Origin of the sequence: Collinsella aerofaciens (genome assembly GCF_028209395.1) — a bacterium.
Taxonomy (GTDB): domain Bacteria; phylum Actinomycetota; class Coriobacteriia; order Coriobacteriales; family Coriobacteriaceae; genus Collinsella; species Collinsella aerofaciens_AZ.
Map to the genome: position 1 here is coordinate 234,075 of NZ_JAQLDQ010000001.1, position 21,049 is coordinate 255,123.

A 21,049-nucleotide genomic window follows, 5' to 3' on the forward strand; every position below is an offset into this window, starting at 1 on the left:
TCCTTTCTAACTGTGCATGGTGGGTGGGCACAAACTATAGCGAAACAGTTCCGTTTTTCTTGATGCGGGCGAGGATGTTTTTGAGCTTGTTAAAGTCGAGCGGTTTGGGCAGATGGGCGTTCATGCCGGCATCGTGTGCCGCCTTGGCGTCCTCGGCAAAGGCATTGGCGGTGAGCGCGATGATGGGGATGTCGGCTGCATCGGCCTTCTCGCTCAGACGAATCGCGCGAGTTGCCTCGTAGCCATCCATACCCGGCATCATGATGTCCATCAGGATCGCATCGAAGCTGCCGGCGGGACGACTAGTGTATAGTTCGACCGCTTCTTTGCCGTCGGCGGCGCGAGTTACGACGATGCCTTCGCTTTCGAGCAGGGCCTGGGCAATTTCGGCATTGAGCTCGTTGTCTTCGGCCAAAAGAACGTTCATGCCGGCAAGCGAGCAGCTGATCGCCTGCTCGTCCGCACCTTCTCTTGCCTGAGGGTTCTTGTCGATATCGAGCGGAATCTGGACGTTGAACGTACTTCCCACGCCGACCTCGCTCGAAATCTCAATCGTGCCGCCCATCATGTCTATGAGCGATTTGACGATCGGCATGCCCATGCCAGTTCCCTGAAATTTACTGCGGGCATCGTTGCCCTCTTGGGCAAACGGTTCGTAGATGTGCTTAAGAAACTCGGGCGACATGCCGATGCCGGTGTCCGAGACGCTAAAGCAAAAGAGCACCTGGCTATCATCGATCGGTTTAATCTGCGATGCAAAAGCGACAGTTCCGCCATCTTTGTTGTACTTGATGCTGTTGTCGAGCAGGTTGATGATAATCTGACGTACATGAGTGGGGCTTCCCATTACATGTGGATTGCAGAGGGGATGTGCTCTTTGATCCTGCATCGTAATATTGCGATCGGAAGCGCGGAGCTTGCACAGAACAATTGCATCGTTGCAGAGATCTTCGAGGTTAAATGAGACATGCTCAAGCGTTAGCTTACCATTTTCAATCCTGCCCATTTCTAGAATGTCGTTGATGAGTGAGAGCAGATGGTTGGCGGCGATTCGCGCCTTAGCTCGGTTTTTACGGGCGGCATCGACATCGTCTTCGTGCAATTCTTCAATTTCGATGAGCCCCAGAATGCCGTTGAGCGGCGTGCGGATGTCATGGCTCATGCGGGCGAGAAAGGCCGTTTTGGCCGCATTGGCGGCGAGTGCCTTGTTTTGCTCTACTCTGGCTCGCTGCAGGGCCCAGGTTAGAACCGCTACCCCAGTCAACAGTACACCGACGATGATGACGACAATCGAGCTACGATGACGATATATAAACCTGAACGCGTCTGATTCCTGTGCGCTATACGACGTAGAGGAATAATTGCTCGCAGAAAGCGATTCTCCGGCGTTGATGATGCCCTTGTTGACGATACTCAATAATTCGGGATTTCCGCGTCGCATAAGGCAAGATAGTTCGGCCGTGCGTGAGAGTTCCTGTATCTCGTAGTCTCTGATATCGTAGCTATCTCGGATGGTTTCCAGCCGTGCGTTGGGAACAACGATGCAGCTTGATCTTCCGTCCTTAAGGGCAGAAAGCATGTCGTCTGCAGACGGATACTCGGTTACATTTGCATTTGGAAACATAGTTTTTAATTCGCTGCGGTTGACGATGGAAAACCCTGTGCAACAGATATTGCGGAGATCCTTGTTGAGATCGCTGGTGGCGTGGATGGCGGTAAGAGAGATCGTTCCCATCGAAATCGATTGAACGGTCCCCATTTGCTCGGCAAGCCAGTAGTCGCGAAATGCCGGTAGGGCGATGTCGATATTTCCCTTTGAGAGCGCTTCCGTCATTTGCTGGTTGCTTGAAAAAGCGAGCGTGTGTACGGTAATGCCAAATTTGTCGTGGAGCGTCGTAACGAGTGAGACGAGTGACCCTTCCATTTCTCCGTTTGCATCTTGGTTGCAGAAGGGGAGATTGTTGTTGAGATAACCAAGTGTAAGCGTGTTGTTATTGGCCTTGAGCCACGACCGTTCGGAGTTGGTAAGTGATGCGGATCCGCTATTTTGCGCCGAGTAGTTGGATTTGACTTCGTCGTTGTAGCGCGGGTTGGTGCGGTTGATTGCCGCCATGGCCGAGTTGATGTCGTTCATCAGATCGGGGCGGCTTTTGGGGACGGCAAAATAGTAGTCGCTCGAGCCTACGTAGAACATGGGCGACGCATCGGGCGACGAAATGGTGTCGTTCATGATGACGGCGTCGACCTCGCCGTCTGAAAGTGCCTCAAAGAGGGCGCCGCCGGTGTCGATTTCTTTATAGGTACAGGTGACGCCTTCGTTGGCGAGCCACTGCTGGCCGACGAAGGTTTGCATAACGCCAGAGTTGCAGCCGATGGTGAGGCCTTGGAGTGCCTGGGGGTCACCCTTGGCCAGATCGTCGCGATCGGGCTTGGCGTAGATGTAGTAGCGCTCGGTGCCCTCGGGGTTTGAGGAAAAGAGTAACTTTTGCTCGCGTTCTACTGAATGCGAGATGTTGGGCATGAGGTCGATTTCGCCCTTCTCGAGCATGTCCATGAGCTCGGTGAAGGTGCCGGACACGTATTCGTACTGCCAGCCAGGGGTGTAGTACGAGAGGGTCTGGAGGTACTCGTAGCCCCATCCCGAGAGGCGCTCGCCCGGTGTGCCTTCCTGGAAGCCCTCGTTGTTGACAAGCCAGCCGACGCGGACCGTCTTGACCTGCTGGTCGGAGTCGGCGGCAAAGGCCGGGGTGGGCATGACGGCGCTCAGTAGTGTGAGCGCAGCAAGCGCGACGGCTAGGGTGCGATATAGAGCTAAGCGAAGGACGGCGGAAGGTTTCACAGACAATCCTATCGAGTTGAGATAATACCGCATAAGGATACCAGCTCAGCCACCATAACACCCGGCAGATGGGTAGTCATTGGGGACGTTCTTAAACGACTAGTCGCTGGGGACACTCTTTGCCGGAGTTGGCACTTAGGGACGTTCCCAATCTGTTTGACACAAAAGGAACGTCCCCAAGTGCCGGATGTGCGACAATACCGAGCAACGTGATGGGGCGTCTGGGAAAAGGGGTCGCGATGAACAAGTTGAGGACGCTTGCCGACGTGTTGCGCCAGGCTGGCTTTGCGCGCATCACCGGCCTGTTCCTTATCTTCTACCTGCTGTGCTCGACGGCCGTCTGGCTGTCCGACCCTGCGACCCTTACGTTTGGCGATGGCCTCTGGTTTAGCTTTGAGACCGTATCGACGATCGGCTTTGGCGATATCCCGGCCGAAACGCCGGTTGCCCGCGCTATCACCGTCGTTTTGAGCGTCATCAGCATCTTCTACATCGCCATGCTCACGGGCGTGGCGGTGAACTACTGCAATACGCTCATCAAGATGCGCCAAAAGGACACCATGGCGCGCTTTATGGACGATCTTGAGCATCTGGAAGAGCTCGATCGCGATGAGCTCGCCGACCTGTCGCGCCGCGTGCGCGAATATCGCCGACGCCAACGCTAGGGCGGGCGCCGCGCGTCACGATGAGGGGGACTGAATTTGAATATCACCGTGTATCTGGGCGCCAGCGTCGGTAATGACCCGGCGTTTCTGCCCGCGGTGCAGGAGCTGGGCAACTGGATTGGCGCCAACGGACACGCGCTGGTGTACGGCGGCTCCAAGTCAGGCCTGATGGGTGCGCTCGCCGATAGCGTGCTCGATGCCGGCGGGCACGTGACGGGTGTGGAGCCGAGCTTTTTTATCGAGGCTGAGTTTCAGCACGACGGAATCGACAACCTCATCGTGACGAGCGACATGGCCGAGCGTAAGGCAAAGATGATCGAACTCGGTGATGCGTTCATTGCCTTTCCCGGTGGGACGGGCACGCTCGAGGAGATTGCCGAGGTCATGTCGGCCGTGTCGTTGGGACATCTGAGCGCGCCGTGCATCCTGTACAACTTGGACGGTTACTACAACGACCTTAGGTCGTTGCTCGAGCACATGATCGATAAAGGCCTATCGAGCTCGCAGCGTCAGGCCGGCATCTACTTTGCCGACGACCTGCACCAAATTGTATCGATTATCGACAACTAGGCCTTGGGGTCATCGCGTGTGCGGCGCCCAACGGTGCCGTTTGAGGCGTGGATGGTCGGCACGTCCGCGCTGTGCCCGTCTTACAATAAAAGTTATCTTTGTCGCTTTTGACCACGGGAGGATCCGATGGGTAACCTTTCCAAACCCAAAAACCGTGCGTTGTTTTTAGTGAGCGTAGCCGTGACCGGTGCGTTTGCAGGCGCCGCGGTCTGGCTGTTTTTCTTTGCGATGGAGCACGGCATCGACTATCTATGGACCGAAATCCCGCATATGCTGGGCGTCGCTTCGCCCGAGCTCGCGAGCGGTCCGTTCGGTTTTTTGCCGTATCCGTTTTTCGTCTGCCTGCTGGGCGGCCTGCTGATCGGTCTGTACGAAAAGCTTACGGGCACCAAGACCGATGATCTCAATCAGGTAATGGCCAAGGTAAAGCGCGACGGCCGCTACCCGTACGACAACTTGGGCAAGCTTTCGCTTGCGGCATTGCTGCCGCTGCTGTTTGGCGGAAGTATTGGACCGGAAGCCGGTCTGACCGGCGTCATCGCGGGCCTGTGCAGCTGGGTCGGCGACCGCATGCGTCGCTTTGGCGCCGAGTTTAGGCAGCTCACGCTGCTGGGTACCCAAGCTGCCCTAACGGCGCTCTTCACCGCGCCCGTGTTTGGCTTTGTGGCGCCGCTCGCCGGTAGCGCCGACGGCCAGGGCGCTAATGACGATGAGTCCGCGTCCGATGAGATCACGATCAAGCTGCCCAAGGCGCAAAAGACCGTGGTCTACGGCATCGCAATTGCCGGCGGCCTGGGCACCTATCTGCTACTCGGCCAGCTTATGGGCGGCGGTATGGGCATGCCGAGGTTCGAGGCCGCTCAGGTGGGTAACCTCGAGCTTGCCTGGCTTATTCCCCTGTCGCTCGTCGGTACGGTCTGCGGTTGGCTGTACTTTGTCTCTGAGCATGCAAGCGAGGCACTGTCCCATGCCATAGGGGAGCGCCCTGTCGTCAAGGCAATGCTGGCTGGTCTGGCGCTCGCCATCTGTGGCACGGTCCTGCCCTTCACCATGTTTGCCGGCGAGACGCAGGCCGACGTGCTCATGGAGACCTATCTGACCATCCCCGCCGGCGTGCTTATCGCGACCGGTCTGGTCAAGGCTATGCTGACGCCCGCCCTCATCAACCTTGGTTGGCGTGGCGGCCACTTCTTCCCGGTTATCTTCTCGGGCGTAAGCCTGGGCTATGGCCTTGCCATCCTTACCGGCGCCGATCCGGTCTTTTGCGTCGCCGTCTGCACGGCCTCGACGATGGGCGCCGTTATGCGTCAGCCCGTCATGGTCGTGGGCTTGCTGCTCATGTGCTTCCCACTCAAGGGCATCGTCTGCATGATCATCGCCGCCGTCATCGCGGCAGGCATTCCGCTGCCCAAGCCGCTGCGCAAGTAGCACGGTGGCGCACGCCGGGGACATGCCGTTTGCCACGGATTTGCGGGGAGGGGGCGATCACTCCCTTCGTGGATCGAGACTCGCATGCTTACAGATCGCGTACTCGATAAACCTTGGTGCTGACGGCGCAGCTCAGTGCACATAGCACGAGGGCCAGCGCGGCAATTCCTGCGCACAGACAGCCGAGGACGGCAGGATCGGGGTTCGCCCCGGCAATCGACATAAGCCAGTTGCTGATGGGGTTGGAGGAGCTCAGTGCGGCCATGGCAAGGCATCCGAGCAGGGCAAACAGGCCGACGGAAAGGCGCAGCGCCTCCATGTGTCCAAAGCGAAAGAACAGCGGCTGCGCCAGAAATACCATCATGAGTGAGATGAGCATCGAGGCTGCTGAGGCGATTGCGATCTCAAAGACGGTTTGTCCTGTCGAGGTCACGCCCGCACTGTTGAAGAGCGGAAGGACGATGATGTTCAAAAGCACGGCGGCGCAGGCCATGATGGCCGAGAAGACAACGATGCACAGGTAGCGGGCACAAATAATGTCTTTGCGCGAGAAGGGCAGCGTCGCCCGATAACGCTCCCAGCCATTTTGATTGTCGAAGCCGGCCAGCGAATTCATGACCGTGATGGGCGACATGGCGCTGACCGCGCAGGCGCCGGCGCTCATACCGGAATCGCCATCCGATGCGTTGGCGAGGGTCAACACGACGAAGATGAACAGGCCGACGCCCGCAATGCTCGGGATAAGCGTGCGAACGATGGCGAGCTCGGACATAAAGGCGCGTTTCATTTCGAAGCCCCTTTCAGCATGAGGCGCAGATAGTCATCAATGGTTGCCCGATCGCAGGGAATCTCGGGAAAGGCCTCGAGCGTATCGCGACGGTTGGGCACGAGCACGTCCACGCTGTAGGCGTGGTGGGCGGCGCGGGCGCCTTCGACGCAAGCCGTAAGCTCGGCGGCCTGTGCTTGGGTACAGTGGGCGATGCCGGCGCGGTCGGTAATGTCCTCGCGCGGCAGGTCAAACACAATCGAGCCGTTATCGATGCAGATGACGCGGTCGGCAGTGCGATCGAGGTCGGACGTAATGTGGCTCGAGAGCAGCACGCTGCGCTGGCCGTCGGCGACAAAGGCAAGCAGCTCATCAAGCAGTTCCTCGCGTGCCATGGGATCGAGGCCCGCGGTGGCTTCGTCCAAAACGAGCAGCTTGGCATTGTGGCTGAGCGCACAGGCAAGCTGCAGTTTCATGCCCATGCCGCGGGAGAGGTCCTTGACCTTTGTCCTGGGATCGAGGCCAAATCGGTTGATGAATCCGGCGAACGTTTTGCGGTCCCACGTGGGGTACGCAGGGCCTACGAGCGCCTCGATTTGGCCCACCTTGAGCGTGGAGGGGAAGGGGCACGTGTCCAGGACAAGACCGACGCGGGAGCGCAGGTGGCGTTGCGATTCATCGGGCGCCTCGGCGCCACAGCGCTGCCCAAACAGGCGCACCTCGCCGGCATCGAGTTTGATAAGCCCGAGCGCGGCTCGAATCGTCGTTGTTTTGCCAGCACCGTTGGCACCAACAAAGCCAACGATCTGGCCAGGCTCCACGGCAAGCGTGACGTCGCGCAGCGAAAAGCGATCGCTCACATGGCGCGACGCACCTTTGAGTTCTAGCAAGTTTTGCATGGTATAGCCTTTCTTGCAGATGGCTACTGCATGGTTTCGGGGGCCACCAGGTCGAGCATTTCGTGCAGTTTGTCGCGCGTGACGCCCAGGGTTTCGGCTTGGCTCGCCGCTTTCGCAAGCAGCTCTTCGATATGGCAGAGCTGGTTTTCGCGCAAGAGCTTCTGGTTGCCCTCGGCGACAAAGCAGCCCTTGCCCTGCACGGTGCAGATAAACCCGAGTTGCTCCATGTCGGCGTAGGCGCGCTTGGTGGTGATGACGCTCACACCCAGGTCGCTCGCGAGTGCACGGATGCTGGGGAGTTTGGCTCCCGCAGCGAGTGTGCCCGAAAGGATCTGAGCTTTGACCTGCGAGGATATCTGCTCGTAGATGGGCTTGTCGCTCGAATTGGATAGGATAATGTCCACAGCGGCTCCTTAGCTGTTGGGCTACACGTGTATATAACCGGTAAGCACAGTATATATACACTATGCACAGTTATGCAAGAGGAAATGTGGGCTCGTCTGTCCCTTCGTTCGTTTGTCTCGATCTGTAACATCTGGAGCCGATTTTGGCAGTTAGATGTTACAGATTGAGACAGCTCCGACCTTCCTGCCCGTTTATCTCAATCTGTAACACTAGGGCCCGTTTTTGGTGGCTAGATGTTACAGATTGAGACATTGGTTGCCCGCCTGCGCGTTTGTCTCAATCTGTAACAGGTAGAAGCTCAAAACCCGTCTTCCTGTTACAGATTGAGATGGCGTCGATCTTCCCAGCCGTTTGTCTCGATCTGTAACACCAGGAACGGTAAAACCCGTCTTTCTGTTACAGATCGAGACAGTCCTTGAGGCGGCTGCCAGGTGCACAGCGAGCTCGGCTAATGAATTTGTCCTGATAGGCGCCCTATGGCGAGGTTTCGCGGCTACAATAGTGCGGTTACATCGACGTAATGCACTCAATGCAAGAAAGGATCCGCATGGCAAGCCTGTCGGATGAAATCTCGTCGCGCCGCACATTCGCGATCATCAGCCACCCGGACGCCGGTAAGACCACGCTTACCGAGAAGCTGCTGCTCTATACCGGCAGCATTCAGACCGCCGGCTCGGTTAAGGGCAAGAGCTCGGCCAAGCATGCCGTCTCGGACTGGATGGACATCGAGAAGGAGCGCGGTATCTCCGTCACCTCCTCGGTGCTGCAGTTCACCTACAACGGCGCCTGCGTCAATATCCTCGATACCCCCGGCCACCAGGACTTCTCGGAGGATACCTACCGTACCCTTATGGCCGCCGACGCTGCGGTCATGGTCATCGACGGCGCCAAGGGCGTCGAGGCCCAGACCAAAAAGCTTTTTAAGGTCTGCACACTGCGCCACATTCCCATCTTCACCTTTGTGAACAAGCTCGACCACGATGCTCGCGATCCGTTTGAGCTCATGGAAGAGATCGAGAATGTCCTGGGTATCAATACGTATCCCATGAACTGGCCGATCGGCAGCGGCCGCAACTTCCGCGGCGTGTTCGATCGTCAGACCCGTCGCGTTATCGCCTTTGAGGGCGACGGCCACGCCAACGCCACCAAGAAGGTCGCCGAGGTCGAGGCCGAGCTGGGCGATCCTTCCATGGACGAGCTCATCGGCGAGGAGAACCATAAGAACCTGATGGACGACATCGAGCTGCTCGATGGTGCCGGAGACGAGCTCGACTTGGATGCCGTGGCCTGCGGCAAGCTGAGCCCGGCGTTCTTTGGCTCGGCGCTCACCAACTTTGGCGTGGAGCCCTTTCTCAAGGAGTTCCTGCGCCTGGCCCCGACGCCGCGCGCCTATACCGATACGCTCACCGGCGAGCCGGTCGATCCCTGCCGCGACGACTTTAGCGGCTTTGTGTTTAAGATCCAGGCCAACATGGACAAGAACCACCGTGACCGCATCGCCTTTGTGCGCATTTGCTCGGGCAAGTTCGAGCGCGGCATGGACGCTTTCCACGTGCAGGGCAACCGCAAGCTTAAGCTTGCCACGGGCACGTCGATGATGGCCGACGACCGCGCCATCGTGGACGAGGCGTACGCGGGCGATATCGTGGGCCTGTTCGATCCGGGTATCTTTAGCATCGGCGACACCGTGTGCTCCGGGAAGCGCCACGTGCAGTATCCGCAGATCCCGACGTTTGCCCCCGAGATGTTCGCTCGCATTACGCAGGTCGATACGCTCAAACGTAAACAGTTCGTCAAGGGCATGGAGGAGCTTGCCCAGGAGGGTGCCATCCAGATCTTCCGCGAGCTGGGTGCCGGCATGGAGAGCGTCATTGTGGGCGTGGTCGGCGTGCTGCAGTTTGAGGTGCTCGAGCGCCGCCTGAAGGCCGAGTATCGTGTTGAGGTTCGTCGCCAGCCGCTGCCCTATACGGACATCCGCTGGATCCAGAACGACCCCGATACCATCGATATCCCGGCTCTTTCGCTCACGCGCGACACGCTGCGCGTCGAGGACATGCGCGGCGGCAAGCTGCTGCTGTTCACGAGCCCGTGGAACGTGGATTGGGCGACCGACCACAACCCCGACCTTATCCTGTCGGAGTTTGGCAACGTAGCCTTTTAACGCATCGGCGCGGTGGCCCTGTGGGGCTGCCGCGCCGCTTGCTTGCCTGATGCCGTGTGAGCGGCTATCATACCCACCGTCGTCTCAAGACCGGGGCGTCCGAGCAGTTCGGGTCCGATATCCTGCTCGTTAAACCTAAAACCAAAGGAGTACATAATGATCAAGAAGGTCATGGAGGACTACAAGGTCCTGTTGCGGAGCATTCCCGCGGCAACGGTTTCGCTGTTTTTCGTGAGCGTCATCATGATGAACCTGCTGGCCAACAAAGAGCTGATCAGCCTGCCGTATCTGGCGCTCGACTGTGGCTTTGTGGTGAGCTGGGTTTCGTTTTTGTGCCAGGACATGATCTGCAAGCGCTTCGGCGCCAGGGCATCCATCAAAATCTCTATCCTCGCGTTGCTGGTCAACCTGGCCGTGAGCCTGTGCTTTTGGGTATGCTCGCTCACGCCCGGCATGTGGGGTGCCTACTACGATACCGGCATGATCGAGGTCAACACTGCTCTTAACGCCACCATCGGTGGCACCTGGTACGTGGTGCTTGGCTCGTCGCTCGCCATGCTCGTTTCTGCCGTGGTTAACTCCACGCTCAATCAGTCGCTCGGCCGTATGGTCAAAAAGAATAATTTTGCGAGCTTTGCCTTCCGCTCCTATGTGTCCACGGGCGTTGGCCAGTTTATCGACAACCTGGTCTTTGCCATCGTGGTGAGCCACACGTTCTTTGGCTGGACCTGGGTGCAGGTTCTTATGTGCTCGCTGACCGGCGCTATTGCCGAGCTGCTGTGCGAGGTCTTCCTGAGCCCCGTGGGCTACAAGGTCGTGCGCAGCTGGGAGCGCGAGAACGTGGGCGCCGAGTACCTCGAGCGTCACGCAACCGCCTAAGGAGCAAGTATGCGGGTTTTGATCACGGGCGCTTCGGGTGGTATCGGAGCCGCATGCGTGCGGCGCTTTTTGGACGAGGGCCACGAGGTCGTGGGCTTTGACCTGCTGCCGGCGGCGATCGAACACGAGCGCTACCGCCATCTGATCGTTGATGTCCGCGAGCCGGACTCGTTTCCAGGCGACCTTGAGCCCCAGGTGATCGTGAACGTTGCCGGCACGCAGGATTCGGCCGACGACATCGCGGCCAACCTGTGTGGCACCATCAACGTGACCGAGCGCTACGCCTTTGTGGGGGAGGGGCTTGCCGCCAAGCCGGCGCCGGCTATCAAATCCGTGGTCAATGTGGGGTCGGCGAGCGGGCATACGGGATCGGAGTTTCCCGCCTATGCCGCCAGCAAGGGCGGCATTATCGCCTACACCAAGAACCTTGCAAACCGCTTGGCGCCGCAGGCCATCGCCAACAGTGTGGACCCGGGCGGCGTTATCACGCCGCTCAACCGTTGCGTGATGGAAGACGAGCACCTGTGGAACCAGATTATGGAGCTCACACCGCTTAAGCGCTGGGCTACCGCCCAAGAGATCGCCGAGTGGATCTACTTTGTGGGCGTGACCAACCGGTTCATGACCGGGCAGAGCCTGTTGATCGATGGCGGCGAGGCCGGCCGCACCCAGTTTATTTGGCCCGAATAATAAACGCGCCCGATGGAAAGCCGTCGGGCGCGTTTTTGATGTATCGATTTTTAGCCGAGGCAAGTCCAGTTGACGGGGGTCGAGCCGTGCTGTTCGAGTAGCCGATCAGCTGCCGAGAAGGGGCGCGACCCCATAAAGGCGGGGAGTTCTGCCGTGGCACGGTTGGCCGAAAGCGGCGAGGGGTGCGTGGAAGCCAAGCAGAACTTTCCGGTCGCCTTGCCTGCGCCGGTCGCGGCGAGCTTGCTCTCGACCATCTGCTGGGCAAAGCGGCCCCATGCCAAAAAGACTATCGGCTGGGGCAGCTGGCAGCAGCGTTCAATAACGTAGTCGGTGAGCGTGCTCCAGCCCAGTTTGGCGTGCGAGTTCGCGGCATGCTCGCGCACGGTGAGCGTAGTGTTGAGGAGCAGGACGCCCTGTTGTGCCCATGGGGTTAGGTCTCCCGTGGCGGGAATGGGGCAGTCCAGATCGGCATTGAGTTCCTTGTAGATATTGCGCAGGCTCGGCGGCAACTTGGTTTGCGTCGCGGGGACCGAGAACGACAGCCCCATGGCCTGGTTGGGTCCGTGATAGGGATCTTGACCCAAGATGACAACTTTGACCTGGTCGGCCGGCGTGTAGGCAAGGGCATTGAGGATGTCGTCTTGTGCCGGGTAGATGGTCTGCTCGGCACGCAAAAGGGCGATGCGTCCGAGCAGCTGGTTCGTAGTGTCACGTACCGGCTGCGGCGCATCGCCCAACCAAGTTGCTATGTTGCGGTCGCGAGTTGCGGTGTCCATGGGGCTCCTTTATGGCAGATGCTCTGTTGACATCTATTGTAAAGACTTTCGTCGGCCGATATTCGCGTGCGCCCCATTGTGCACGCTCCCTCGCGCGACGTGGTGGCGGCCTGGCGCAGCTGGGAGACCATGCCTATCGCCACGAGGCGCTTTATCGACCATATGAGCTCGCATATTGTCCATTAATGACTGGCGGGGCGTTGAGTGCGGTGTTTAGCGGGCTGTCGCTTTGGTTTGGGCGGTGCGATAGGTGCGTGCCGGGTGGCAGAGTAGCACCGCCACGACCATAAAGAATGCCGTGGTGCCCAGGCTGATGGGATAGACCATCATGATGTTCGCAAAGGTGCGGAAGTGCGGGAACACGCAGAACACCCAATAGAAGCGAATACCGCAGACGCAGATCATGGTGATGAGGGCGGGCATGAGCGAGATACCAAAGCCGCGCAGGTAGCCGGACATGTTTTCGTAGAACATGCTAAAGGCGTAGGCAGGGAAGATCGAGCACACGCGGATATAACCGATTGAGACGATGTTGGGATCGCTGTTGAACAGCGACAAGATCTCGCGTCCCAGACCGACAATAACGACAATCGTGGTGAGTGCAACGATACCGCCTTCGGTCAGGCAGACCTTGAGCGTTTTGGTGCACCGGTCGATCTGGCGGGCACCGTGGTTTTGTCCCACAAAGGTGGTGCAGGCCTGGCTAAAGCTGTTGAGCAGGTTGTAGCACACGTACTCCAGGCTCATGGCGGCGCTCGATGCCGCCATGACTTCGGTGCCCAGGCTGTTGATGGCAGACTGGATGATAATGTTGGCGACGGCAAAGACGGCGCTTTGGATGCCGGCGGGCAGGCCGATCTTGACGATGCGCTTGAGGGCGACGGGGTCTAAGCCTAAGTCACGCGGGGTGACGCGGACGACGGAGTTGGTCTTGAGCAGGCGGATGAAGAGCGTAGCGGCGCTGACGGTGTAGGCGATGGCGGTGGCGATGGCGACGCCCGCGACGCCCCAGTGGAGTACGGGGACAAAGATGAGGTCCAGGCCAATGTTGAGGACGGTGGACACGGCAAGCGCCTGCAGCGGCATGCGGGTGATGCCGACGGAGCGGAAGATCGCGGCCTCAAAGTTGTAGAGCAAGATCGAGGGCATGCTGAGCAAAAAGACGCGCAGGTAGAGCGAAGCGAGCGGCATGGTTTCGGCGGGAACGTTGAGCGCGGCGAGCATGGGCTCGGCAAAGATCTCGCCCAGCGCGATGACGACAAAGCCCACGAGCGCCATTAAAATCGAGGTATGGACGGCGCGTTTGACCATGTTCCGATCGTTGCGGCCGATAGCGTTGGCGATGACCACGTTGGAGCCAAGTGATATGCCGATAAACAGGTTGAGCATAAGACTGGTAAGCGGAACATTGGAGCCGACCGCCGCCATGGCGAGGGTTCCCTGGTCGCCCGAGAAGTTACCGATGATGACCGTGGCGATGAGGTTCGACAACTGCTCCAAGATGCTCGTGGCGGCCACGGGGAAGGCGAACAGGGGAATATTGCGCCACAGCGAGCCGGTGGTCATGTCAATGTGCTTAGATGCGGTGTCAGCCATACGCTCTCAATCTCTAATATGCTATTTCGTGCTCATTTGCGCAGACGATGATACTCCTAATCACCTAGTCGTTGGGGACGTTCTTAAACGACTAGCCATTCAAGAACGTCCCCAACGACTAGTCATTAAAGAACGTCCCCAATGACTAGGTGGGGAAGGCGTGCGACAATGGTGGGCGTTGTGTTGTTCGCGCTAAGGAGTTGCCATGTTGTTGTGTCCCGTTTGCCATGAGCCGTTGGTGGACGACGAGCGCGGTGCTGCATGCGCAGGCGGACATCGGTTTGACCGCGCGCGCGAGGGCTATCTGTACCTACTGCGCTCGTCCAAGAGCGGCGACTCGATGGGAGATCCCAAGTCGCAGGCGCGCAGCCGTCGCGACTTTCTGAACCGCGGTTACTATGCGCCGTTGCGCGATGCGATGGTCGAGCTGGTGCGCGAGCGGGCGGCTGGGCACGCCGCGTCTGCGAACGGCCCCATGACGTTGCTCGATATTTGCTGCGGCGAGGGCTACTACACGAGCGCCATGGGCGCGGTGCCGGGCGTGGATGCCTACGGCTTTGACCTGGGCAAAGAAATGGTGCGCCTGGCCGCCAAGCGCGGCGATGCGACCTACTTCGTGGCCAACATGAAGGACATCCCCGTGGCCGATGGCGCCTTCGATATGGTGACCGAGCTCTTCGCTCCCTTTAACGAGCGTGAGTTTGCCCGCGTGCTGGCGCCAGAGGGCTCGCTCTACACCGTGGTGCCGGGCGCCCGTCATCTGTTTGGGCTCAAGGAGGTACTCTACGACACGCCGTACCTTAACGATGAGAAGCTGCCGAAGACCACCGAGCTCGAGTTGGTCGGAACGCAGCGGGTGTTTGCGACTATTACGCTTCAGACCCAGGCCGACATTGAGGCGGTGTTCCAGATGACGCCGTACTACTACCGCACGCACCCTGCCGACAAAAAGCGTCTGGCAAATTTTGACACCCTTCAAACCGACATCGACTTCATCATCGCCGAGTACCGTCACTGCTAACAACCTGCCAAAAAGGGACAGGTTTATTTTGGTAGGTTTTATCTGGGCAAACGTAAAGGGCCGACCGCGTTGCTACGCGATCGGCCCTTTTTAGCTGCTTGATAGCAGAGGTTATGAGAAGTGGTCGCTTACAGGCGGTCCTTGTTCTCGACCTTAACGGCGTGTGCCTGCTGAACAAAGAACAGGTCGTAGACCACGATGACAAAGGCCCCAATATTGAGGGCGCTGCCGCCCAGCGCAGGAAGGGTAAGCACCGCCTGGGCAAGCGTGACTACCGCGGCAACAATACCGAGCTTAAACGCGCCATCTACTTGCGAAGGCTTGTTGGCACCCTTGATGCCCGCAACGCCCGCGGCAAGGTCGACGAGGCCCTTGGCGATAATCACGACCGCGGCGAGCATGGCGTTCGGGCCGAATGTGGAATAATCGAGGTTGTTCGTGGCAATGCCGACGCCGGCGATGACGAGGTCGGAGATGCCCCGAATTAAGTAGATGAGGGCAAGGATTTTGAGTGTCTTGCGAGCGAAACTCATGGCTGGGTCCTTTCGAAGTGGACATGACGTATTTGATGCGCACGCATGACGCATGTCGCGAAACATATTGTAATTCAACGAGGTACGGTGTGCGTTCATCCAATAGTTGAACGCTCCGTTCGTGACGGGGATGACACTTGCGTTGTGCTAGGTTTTTGTTTAACTGGATCAAACTGTGCTTTTTTTAGAGGTGAATAGTGAATATCAAGCAGGTCGGCTATTTTGTCGCCGTATTCGAGACGAAGAGTTTCACTGCTGCGGCGCATCAGCGCAACGTGACCGTTCAGGCCATTTCCAAGTCCATTAGTGAGCTCGAGCAGTTTTTTAACGTTCAGCTTTTTGAGCGTGGAAATAGCGGCGTCAAGCCGACTCAGGCCGGCCGCAGCTTTTATGCCAAGGCTCGCCTCGCCGTCGAAGCATATCGCGAAGTTGAAAACTTTGACCCGTCTGGATGCGACCTGACCGTCTCGTCGGCCTCTGGGCCGCAAACGATGCCGGAGCTCTCGATTGGCCTGTGCGCTCCCGCACTCGATAACGAAGATAAGCTCTATAAGGGACTGTCTGCGCTTATCATGCGTAGCGTGAGCGTGCGGGTGAAGTTTTGCACCGTGCATCCCGGAGTTGCCCAGCAGCAGCTCGAGGAGGGCGGCCTCGATGCTTTGCTTACGGTGGGTACCTATGAACATACCAATGATGATTGCGAGCAGCTGGGAACCCTGCCCACGGGTATTGTCGTCGCCGCCGACCATCCGCTCGGCAAGAGGCCCTTTGTGACTGTGGCTGATCTGAGTTCATATCCGGTAGGACAGTCGGCCGCGTTCGATAGCTTTAACAACTCGATTTTTTGGCAGTACAAAAGCAGCGGTGTCCTAGGCGAGACGCGCGTTATCGATAGCCCCGCTCAATTTGGGTCGTTTTTGGTGGCCGAGCGCGGCTTTTTCTTAAACGCCATTCTTCCCGTTCCCGGTCAGATCGCCAGCGGGTTTGAGATTGTTCCCATTGTGGGTGAAGGGGCCCTGACGGTTCCGGTGTGCTTAGTTTCCCTTAAAGATGAAAACCCCAAGCCTATCACGTCGTAGAGAACTACTTGATTCGCATGGTGGGCTGTGTCAACGGGTCCGCTGCTCGCTAGCATATCCGTCGATGCGCTTGCCGCTGTCGGCTCGGCCGCCCGGCGGCATACTGTCGATTGCGGCATACCGCGACGATCGACAGCATGCGAAGACCAACCATAGCGCGCCGCCCTCCGTTTCTCGTCAACTTGAGAAGCGGAGGGCGGCTTGTTATATGTAGCGCTCTGTACAGTTGGGCCAGATACCCTAGCTCAGGCGCTCCTGGCTTTCCCTTTTAACGCGGTTGGCGAAAACGAAGTACACGGCACTTACGACCACGGCAGTGACATCGGTGGCGCTGGTGCCGATTCCGCCCAAGAAGGGCTCGGAAAGCAGCAGGCTCACCACGGCGCATACCAGGCAAATGATAGCCCAGACCCAAACAATACCGATCTTGCTGGGGTTATTTGAGGCACGGATGCCCAGCGCGGCAGCGATGATTTCGATGACGCCCATTACGATGACGGCGACGCTGTAAACCGAGAGATCGCCGCTGGCGTCGCCCGAAGCCGCAGTGAATGCAAACGCGCCCGCGGCGATGCTGAACATACCTCCCAGTAGATAGATGATGGACATGACCTTTAGGACTTTACGGTTGTTGCTCATACTCGGTTCCTTTCCCTTGAGCCGTTATGATGCCGTGCGTGTATTGCCTGGCACCATGAATAACCGGTTACTGGTTGGCGGGTTCGTTGCCCAGGTCTTGCGAGGCGAGTTTCTGTTCTTCGTTAAACTCGTCCGCTTCGGCGAGTTCTTCGGCGGTGACTGCCCTTGGAGCGGGCTCAACGGCATCGCAATGATCGAAAACGAGCTGATAGGGGGCGATGTCGCGGCGGGAAAGCAAGAGCTTTACCTCGCGGCGCAAAGAACGCATGACGCTGCCGCGGTCTATCTCCTTGCAGGTGGCGACGACGCGAATGGTCATAGCGGTACTGCTAAGGTCGACCACGCCCTTGTAGAAGGGGCCATCGATAATGGCGGGAACGCGGTCATGCACGCTTTTGAGCTCGTCTTTAAGCACCTTTTCGACATAGGGCAGAGATTCTCCCACCGGCAAGGTGATGTCTATGCTGGCGTAAGAATTAAGTTTGGTCATGTTGGTGACATTCGAAATCGAGCTGTTGCGCAGCAGTAGAACATTACCGTTGCCGTCATTGATCTTTGTGGTTCGCACGCCAATCTCCATGACGGTGCCGGTGTTGCCACCAACCGATATGACGTCTCCAACGCGGAACTCGCCTTCAAAGATAATAAAGAGCCCGCACAGAATATCCGTGATGAGGTCTTTGGCTCCAAAGGAGACGGCGAGCGTGATGATGCCCGCCGAGGCTAAAAGCGTTGCGGTGTCGACGCCCAAAACACCGAGGCACCAATAGAGCATCGCGATGAGAGTTCCGTATTGTGTCAGGCTCGAGAGAAGGCGGCAGATCGTCTCACCGCGTGCTCCAAGTACATTGGACAACATGCGAAGGAGCGCCTGTGCGATTGCGCACACTGTGAGCGCCACACAGGCGTACATGATTGAGGCGGTGAGCGCGAATATGTTGAGGCCGTGCTGCCAGTCGTTACCCAGGATATAGGTGAATACCGACCGCGGGCCAAACAGCGTGTCTTTAAACAAGACGGCCAAAAAGACGATAAACACGGCGATACCGGTAAACCATCTAAGGACCGTGCCGAGTTTTTGCTCAGGGGTTTTATCCTCCCACTTAAAGGAGATGTTGAGCCATCGGCCAATGGCACTTTCGCTGTTTTTTACACGGCCGTCGGACGTCGTGACGGTTATGTTTTGCCGTCTTGCCGAGACATCGCCTTCGCGCTTCGAATGATGTTCTTCGACTTTTATGGTGTCGAGCGTCAGCAACGGGTAGATAAGGGCAAAGCATATGGCGGCGATGATTCCGGTTGCGATGGTGAGCGGAACGCGCTGGTGCATAAAGGAGTCTTCGGGTGCCGCGACGTAAACGTAATAGTCGCCAGTTTCCAAGCAGGAGGCGTAGAGTTTTTGGTTGTCGATGTAGACGAAGTCGTTAAAGCCGTCTGCAAGGTGCTCGTCAGTCAGTCCTATTTCGGATGCCTTTTTCCCCACAAGAAGATTGTTGGGATGATATGCGACGGCATCGTCTTTTTTGTCGATTGCAAAGGCGAAGCCTCCGGCGCCTGCCTTGATGCCATCGAGCACTGCGTCGATCTTGGTGCTCTTGAGCATTTCTTCTAAGCGCATGGGGCGCACGGCAATCTGCGCGATTCCATCTGCAATGCCATCCTGATCGTAGAGCGCGACTCCGATGTACTGATATGTCTCGCCGGTGGTTCTGTTGATAGAGAGGGGCTGAATATACTCATCCTTACCACCCAAAAGCGAGCGGAACTCGTAGGAGGAGTCGCCGTACTTGGTCGAAAGGCTATAGGATCGCTGCGACGTGCTCGAGCTCGTCATATTGCCGTCGCCGTCGTAGAGATAAATTGACTCGATGTTGAGCGTTTCTGCCAAGCCGTGCAGGTCGGCTCGCGTGGCGAGTTCTGGATTGTGCTCAACGATGTAGGCGATAATGTGGCAGGCGGTGGCATAGTGCTCGCTATATTGCCTCGTGAGTTCATCCTCGCGCATCGCATTGTTTTTGAGCGTTTGATCAATCTGCTCTATGCGCTCTCGATTGACCGTCGCCTGGCTCGAAAGGGCAAAGAGCGTTTGCATATAGAAGGTTACCGCCAAAAGCAAGACGAGTCCTGCAACGGACAAGGCTGTTGCGCGCCTGCCCACGGCGGGGTTAAACCGAAGGTCGCGACCGATCTTGACGTATTCGTGGTCGCCGTGGTCGTTATGCTCGTCATCCGCTAGGACAAACAGGTCATAGAGCGCCACGGCGGCGACGATTGCGATGAAGGCAAAGAGGATGACGCCCACGGTGATGTTGCGTGCGGTGGCGGTGTCGCTTTCGGGAATGGCGAGAACGTAATAGGTGTCATCGACCAACTTGACGCGACAATACAGGCTTGTGTTTTTGACGGACGTGACGAACGTCTTGCCGTCCTCAAGATTGCCCATGTCGATGCCGTGGTCGAGCGCATCGGTACCTATCATGTTCTGATCGGGATGGTAGGTGATCAGGTGCGTTTTTGCCGATACGGCGAGGACATATCCGTGGCTGCCGAGCGAGATGTTCTTGAGCGTGCTCTCGGTCGAGCCGGTGTCCTTGACAAGGTCGTGCAGCTCTTGGGGATTTTGCTCTACGATGACCATGGTGTCGTCGTCGATTTTGGCGGCATAGTATCGCATGAGCCAGTCTTGATCGGGAAGATCGACCTCAACTGGATCGGAGGGCTTTCCGGTCTCGAAGCACTGACGTAGCAGGTTGAAACGGGCACGGCTAAAATCGGCTTTGGTGTCGGCTGCTTTGGCGATGATGGAACCGTCGCGTCGAGCGATAAGAACGTTATCGACCTTGAGCAGATTCTTGAACTCGGCCATTTTGGCATCGGTCGCTTCATAACCGGCATCGTTGGCCGCCATAAATGCGATGCTTGCGGCACGCGTGCGATACAGGTCATCAAATGTTTGGGTGTTGTCTTTCGTTTCCGACCGGGCCGTTTTAACGAGAGCGGGGAGTTCGGCGGCAACGCGATCGAATTCCAGGGCATATTCCTCTTGCGATAGACGTGTTTGCATCGAGGCGAGTAGGAGTCCCATCGCTAACGTGCAGACGGCTACGGCAATGGCAAGCGCCACGGACTTCTGTTTGAGTCGCTTGGACATAGGCGGATTTCCTTAGTTCCATTTCTTGATGAGCGTATCGATTGTTTTGTCTTTGAGCATTGAGCGCACTTCGGCGGCGATCTCGGGTGAAAGCTCGGAGCCCTTTTGTGTTGCGACGGCGTAGCGCTGTGGGTTGATGCCAAAATCGGGCAGGACGGTGCGCTCGTCATCGAGATAGGTTTTGGCAATGGCGCCGTCTGTCGCCATGGCGTCGACGTCGCCGGCTTCCAATGCTTGGGAAAGCTCAGCGTAGCTTGCGTATTGGCTTAGATGCCATGTGTCGTAGTCGATGCTGCCGCTCTCGGCATCCTGTTGCCGGGGTGTGCCGTCCGAAACCCCCAGCTCCAAAAACTTCGCGGCAAGTTGAGGCGCGGCGTTCGTTCCGGTTACCGTGCCAATGGTTCCGCCTTCAAGCTGGGAAAAGGATTGAATCAGCGATGTGTTTTCGACAACAAGAATGACCGAATCGGTGTAGTAGGCGGCAGAGAAGTCAAAGAGCCTTTTGCGTTCGTCGCTCATCGAGTAGCAAGCGATCAGACAATCGACGTTTCCCGACGAGAGCATTTCTTCGCGCGTTTCGGGCGTTACGGTTACAAACGAACAGTCTCCATAACCGAGACGGTTTGCCAGCTCATTGGCGAGGTCGATTTCGAATCCGTAGTACTTGCCGTTGTTGGGATTACGCTCGCTAAACCCGACGATATCTGAGCGGACGCCTACACTCAGTTTGCCCTTGCCCGACATGCCGGAATTGCCGTTTGAGCATGCTGGCAGCACCATGGCTGCAAGCGCGGCTCCGGTTGCCGAGATTGCCAGCCGGCAGGCCTTCCGGCGTGTGACTGAATGGTCCATTTGCATTCCTCACGACGAATGTTCAGTTCTTCAATGATATGGACGGGTAACTATGGAAGCGTCGTGAAGCGGTAGGTAAACGAAGGGTTGAGGTGGAGGG

18 protein-coding genes are annotated in these 21,049 nt (G+C 57.8%); 8 read left to right on the forward strand and 10 right to left on the reverse strand.

The window, feature by feature from the left end; translation table 11 throughout:
* Positions 1-34: 34 nt before the first annotated feature.
* Complete coding sequence (locus tag PMW67_RS00955; protein ID WP_271738536.1) at positions 35-2,839, reverse strand: response regulator; 2,805 nt, start codon at positions 2,837-2,839, stop codon at positions 35-37.
* A 239-nt stretch (positions 2,840-3,078) separates the two neighbouring features.
* Here PMW67_RS00955 and PMW67_RS00960 point away from each other — a divergent pair, with 239 nt between their 5' ends.
* The 3 genes from PMW67_RS00960 to PMW67_RS00970 all read left to right on the forward strand — a co-directional run bounded on the left by PMW67_RS00960 (position 3,079) and on the right by PMW67_RS00970 (position 5,502).
* The gene (locus PMW67_RS00960) at positions 3,079-3,504 is read left to right on the forward strand and encodes a potassium channel family protein (protein WP_117862347.1); all 426 of its coding nucleotides are present in this window, start codon (positions 3,079-3,081) and stop codon (positions 3,502-3,504) included.
* Between the two features lie 36 nt (positions 3,505-3,540).
* Positions 3,541-4,074: an LOG family protein gene (locus PMW67_RS00965; protein WP_117757269.1), complete on the forward strand. Its 534-nt coding sequence runs from the start codon at positions 3,541-3,543 to the stop codon at positions 4,072-4,074.
* A 126-nt stretch (positions 4,075-4,200) separates the two neighbouring features.
* Positions 4,201-5,502, forward strand: a complete 1,302-nt coding sequence (locus tag PMW67_RS00970) for a chloride channel protein (protein WP_271738537.1) — start codon at positions 4,201-4,203, stop codon at positions 5,500-5,502.
* An 88-nt stretch (positions 5,503-5,590) separates the two neighbouring features.
* Here the strand turns inward: PMW67_RS00970 and PMW67_RS00975 are convergent, their stop codons facing one another.
* From PMW67_RS00975 to PMW67_RS00985, 3 genes are read right to left on the reverse strand one after another with little or no spacing between them, the layout of a single operon-like run.
* Positions 5,591-6,289 (reverse strand): ABC-2 transporter permease, encoded by a 699-nt coding sequence (locus tag PMW67_RS00975; protein ID WP_118267413.1) that lies wholly within the window; start codon positions 6,287-6,289, stop codon positions 5,591-5,593.
* Positions 6,286-7,167 carry an ABC transporter ATP-binding protein gene (locus PMW67_RS00980; protein ID WP_271738538.1) on the reverse strand — a complete coding sequence of 294 codons (882 nt, stop codon included), beginning with the start codon at positions 7,165-7,167 and terminating at the stop codon, positions 6,286-6,288. The genes PMW67_RS00975 and PMW67_RS00980 overlap by 4 nt, the downstream gene beginning before the upstream one ends.
* A gap of 23 nt (positions 7,168-7,190) precedes the next feature.
* Positions 7,191-7,571, reverse strand: coding sequence for a GntR family transcriptional regulator (locus PMW67_RS00985; protein WP_117766851.1), 381 nt, complete (start codon positions 7,569-7,571; stop codon positions 7,191-7,193).
* A gap of 548 nt (positions 7,572-8,119) precedes the next feature.
* On the opposite strand from PMW67_RS00985, the gene PMW67_RS00990 reads away from it, so the two are divergent.
* From PMW67_RS00990 to PMW67_RS01000, 3 genes are all read left to right on the forward strand, one after another.
* The gene (locus PMW67_RS00990; RefSeq protein WP_161161758.1) at positions 8,120-9,733 is read left to right on the forward strand and encodes a peptide chain release factor 3; all 1,614 of its coding nucleotides are present in this window, start codon (positions 8,120-8,122) and stop codon (positions 9,731-9,733) included.
* A gap of 156 nt (positions 9,734-9,889) precedes the next feature.
* Positions 9,890-10,612 carry a VUT family protein gene (locus PMW67_RS00995; protein WP_226798280.1) on the forward strand — a complete coding sequence of 241 codons (723 nt, stop codon included), beginning with the start codon at positions 9,890-9,892 and terminating at the stop codon, positions 10,610-10,612.
* 9 nt (positions 10,613-10,621) lie between these two features.
* Positions 10,622-11,302: an SDR family NAD(P)-dependent oxidoreductase gene (locus PMW67_RS01000; protein ID WP_271738539.1), complete on the forward strand. Its 681-nt coding sequence runs from the start codon at positions 10,622-10,624 to the stop codon at positions 11,300-11,302.
* 50 nt (positions 11,303-11,352) lie between these two features.
* On the opposite strand, the gene PMW67_RS01005 is transcribed toward PMW67_RS01000, so the two are convergent.
* Together PMW67_RS01005 and PMW67_RS01010 are read right to left on the reverse strand one after the other, a co-directional pair.
* Positions 11,353-12,078, reverse strand: coding sequence for a uracil-DNA glycosylase (locus PMW67_RS01005; protein WP_271738540.1), 726 nt, complete (start codon positions 12,076-12,078; stop codon positions 11,353-11,355).
* 213 nt (positions 12,079-12,291) lie between these two features.
* Entirely contained in the window at positions 12,292-13,674 is a 1,383-nt protein-coding gene (locus PMW67_RS01010) for an MATE family efflux transporter (RefSeq protein ID WP_271738541.1), read from the reverse strand.
* 205 nt (positions 13,675-13,879) lie between these two features.
* Between PMW67_RS01010 and PMW67_RS01015 the strand changes: the two genes are divergently transcribed.
* On the forward strand, positions 13,880-14,695 hold the full coding sequence (locus PMW67_RS01015; RefSeq protein WP_271738542.1) for a putative RNA methyltransferase: 816 nt from the start codon (positions 13,880-13,882) through the stop codon (positions 14,693-14,695).
* A 128-nt stretch (positions 14,696-14,823) separates the two neighbouring features.
* Here the strand turns inward: PMW67_RS01015 and PMW67_RS01020 are convergent, their stop codons facing one another.
* The gene (locus PMW67_RS01020) at positions 14,824-15,228 is read right to left on the reverse strand and encodes a hypothetical protein (protein WP_271738543.1); all 405 of its coding nucleotides are present in this window, start codon (positions 15,226-15,228) and stop codon (positions 14,824-14,826) included.
* Between the two features lie 197 nt (positions 15,229-15,425).
* On the opposite strand from PMW67_RS01020, the gene PMW67_RS01025 reads away from it, so the two are divergent.
* Positions 15,426-16,307, forward strand: coding sequence for a LysR family transcriptional regulator (locus PMW67_RS01025; RefSeq protein WP_271738544.1), 882 nt, complete (start codon positions 15,426-15,428; stop codon positions 16,305-16,307).
* Positions 16,308-16,547: 240 nt separating this feature from the next.
* Here PMW67_RS01025 and PMW67_RS01030 read toward each other — a convergent pair whose 3' ends face one another.
* The 3 genes from PMW67_RS01030 to PMW67_RS01040 all read right to left on the reverse strand — a co-directional run bounded on the left by PMW67_RS01030 (position 16,548) and on the right by PMW67_RS01040 (position 20,949).
* Entirely contained in the window at positions 16,548-16,946 is a 399-nt protein-coding gene (locus tag PMW67_RS01030) for a hypothetical protein (protein WP_271738545.1), read from the reverse strand.
* 67 nt (positions 16,947-17,013) lie between these two features.
* The gene (locus PMW67_RS01035; RefSeq protein ID WP_271738546.1) at positions 17,014-20,097 is read right to left on the reverse strand and encodes a mechanosensitive ion channel domain-containing protein; all 3,084 of its coding nucleotides are present in this window, start codon (positions 20,095-20,097) and stop codon (positions 17,014-17,016) included.
* Between the two features lie 12 nt (positions 20,098-20,109).
* Complete coding sequence (locus PMW67_RS01040) at positions 20,110-20,949, reverse strand: transporter substrate-binding domain-containing protein (RefSeq protein ID WP_271738547.1); 840 nt, start codon at positions 20,947-20,949, stop codon at positions 20,110-20,112.
* Positions 20,950-21,049: the final 100 nt, after the last annotated feature.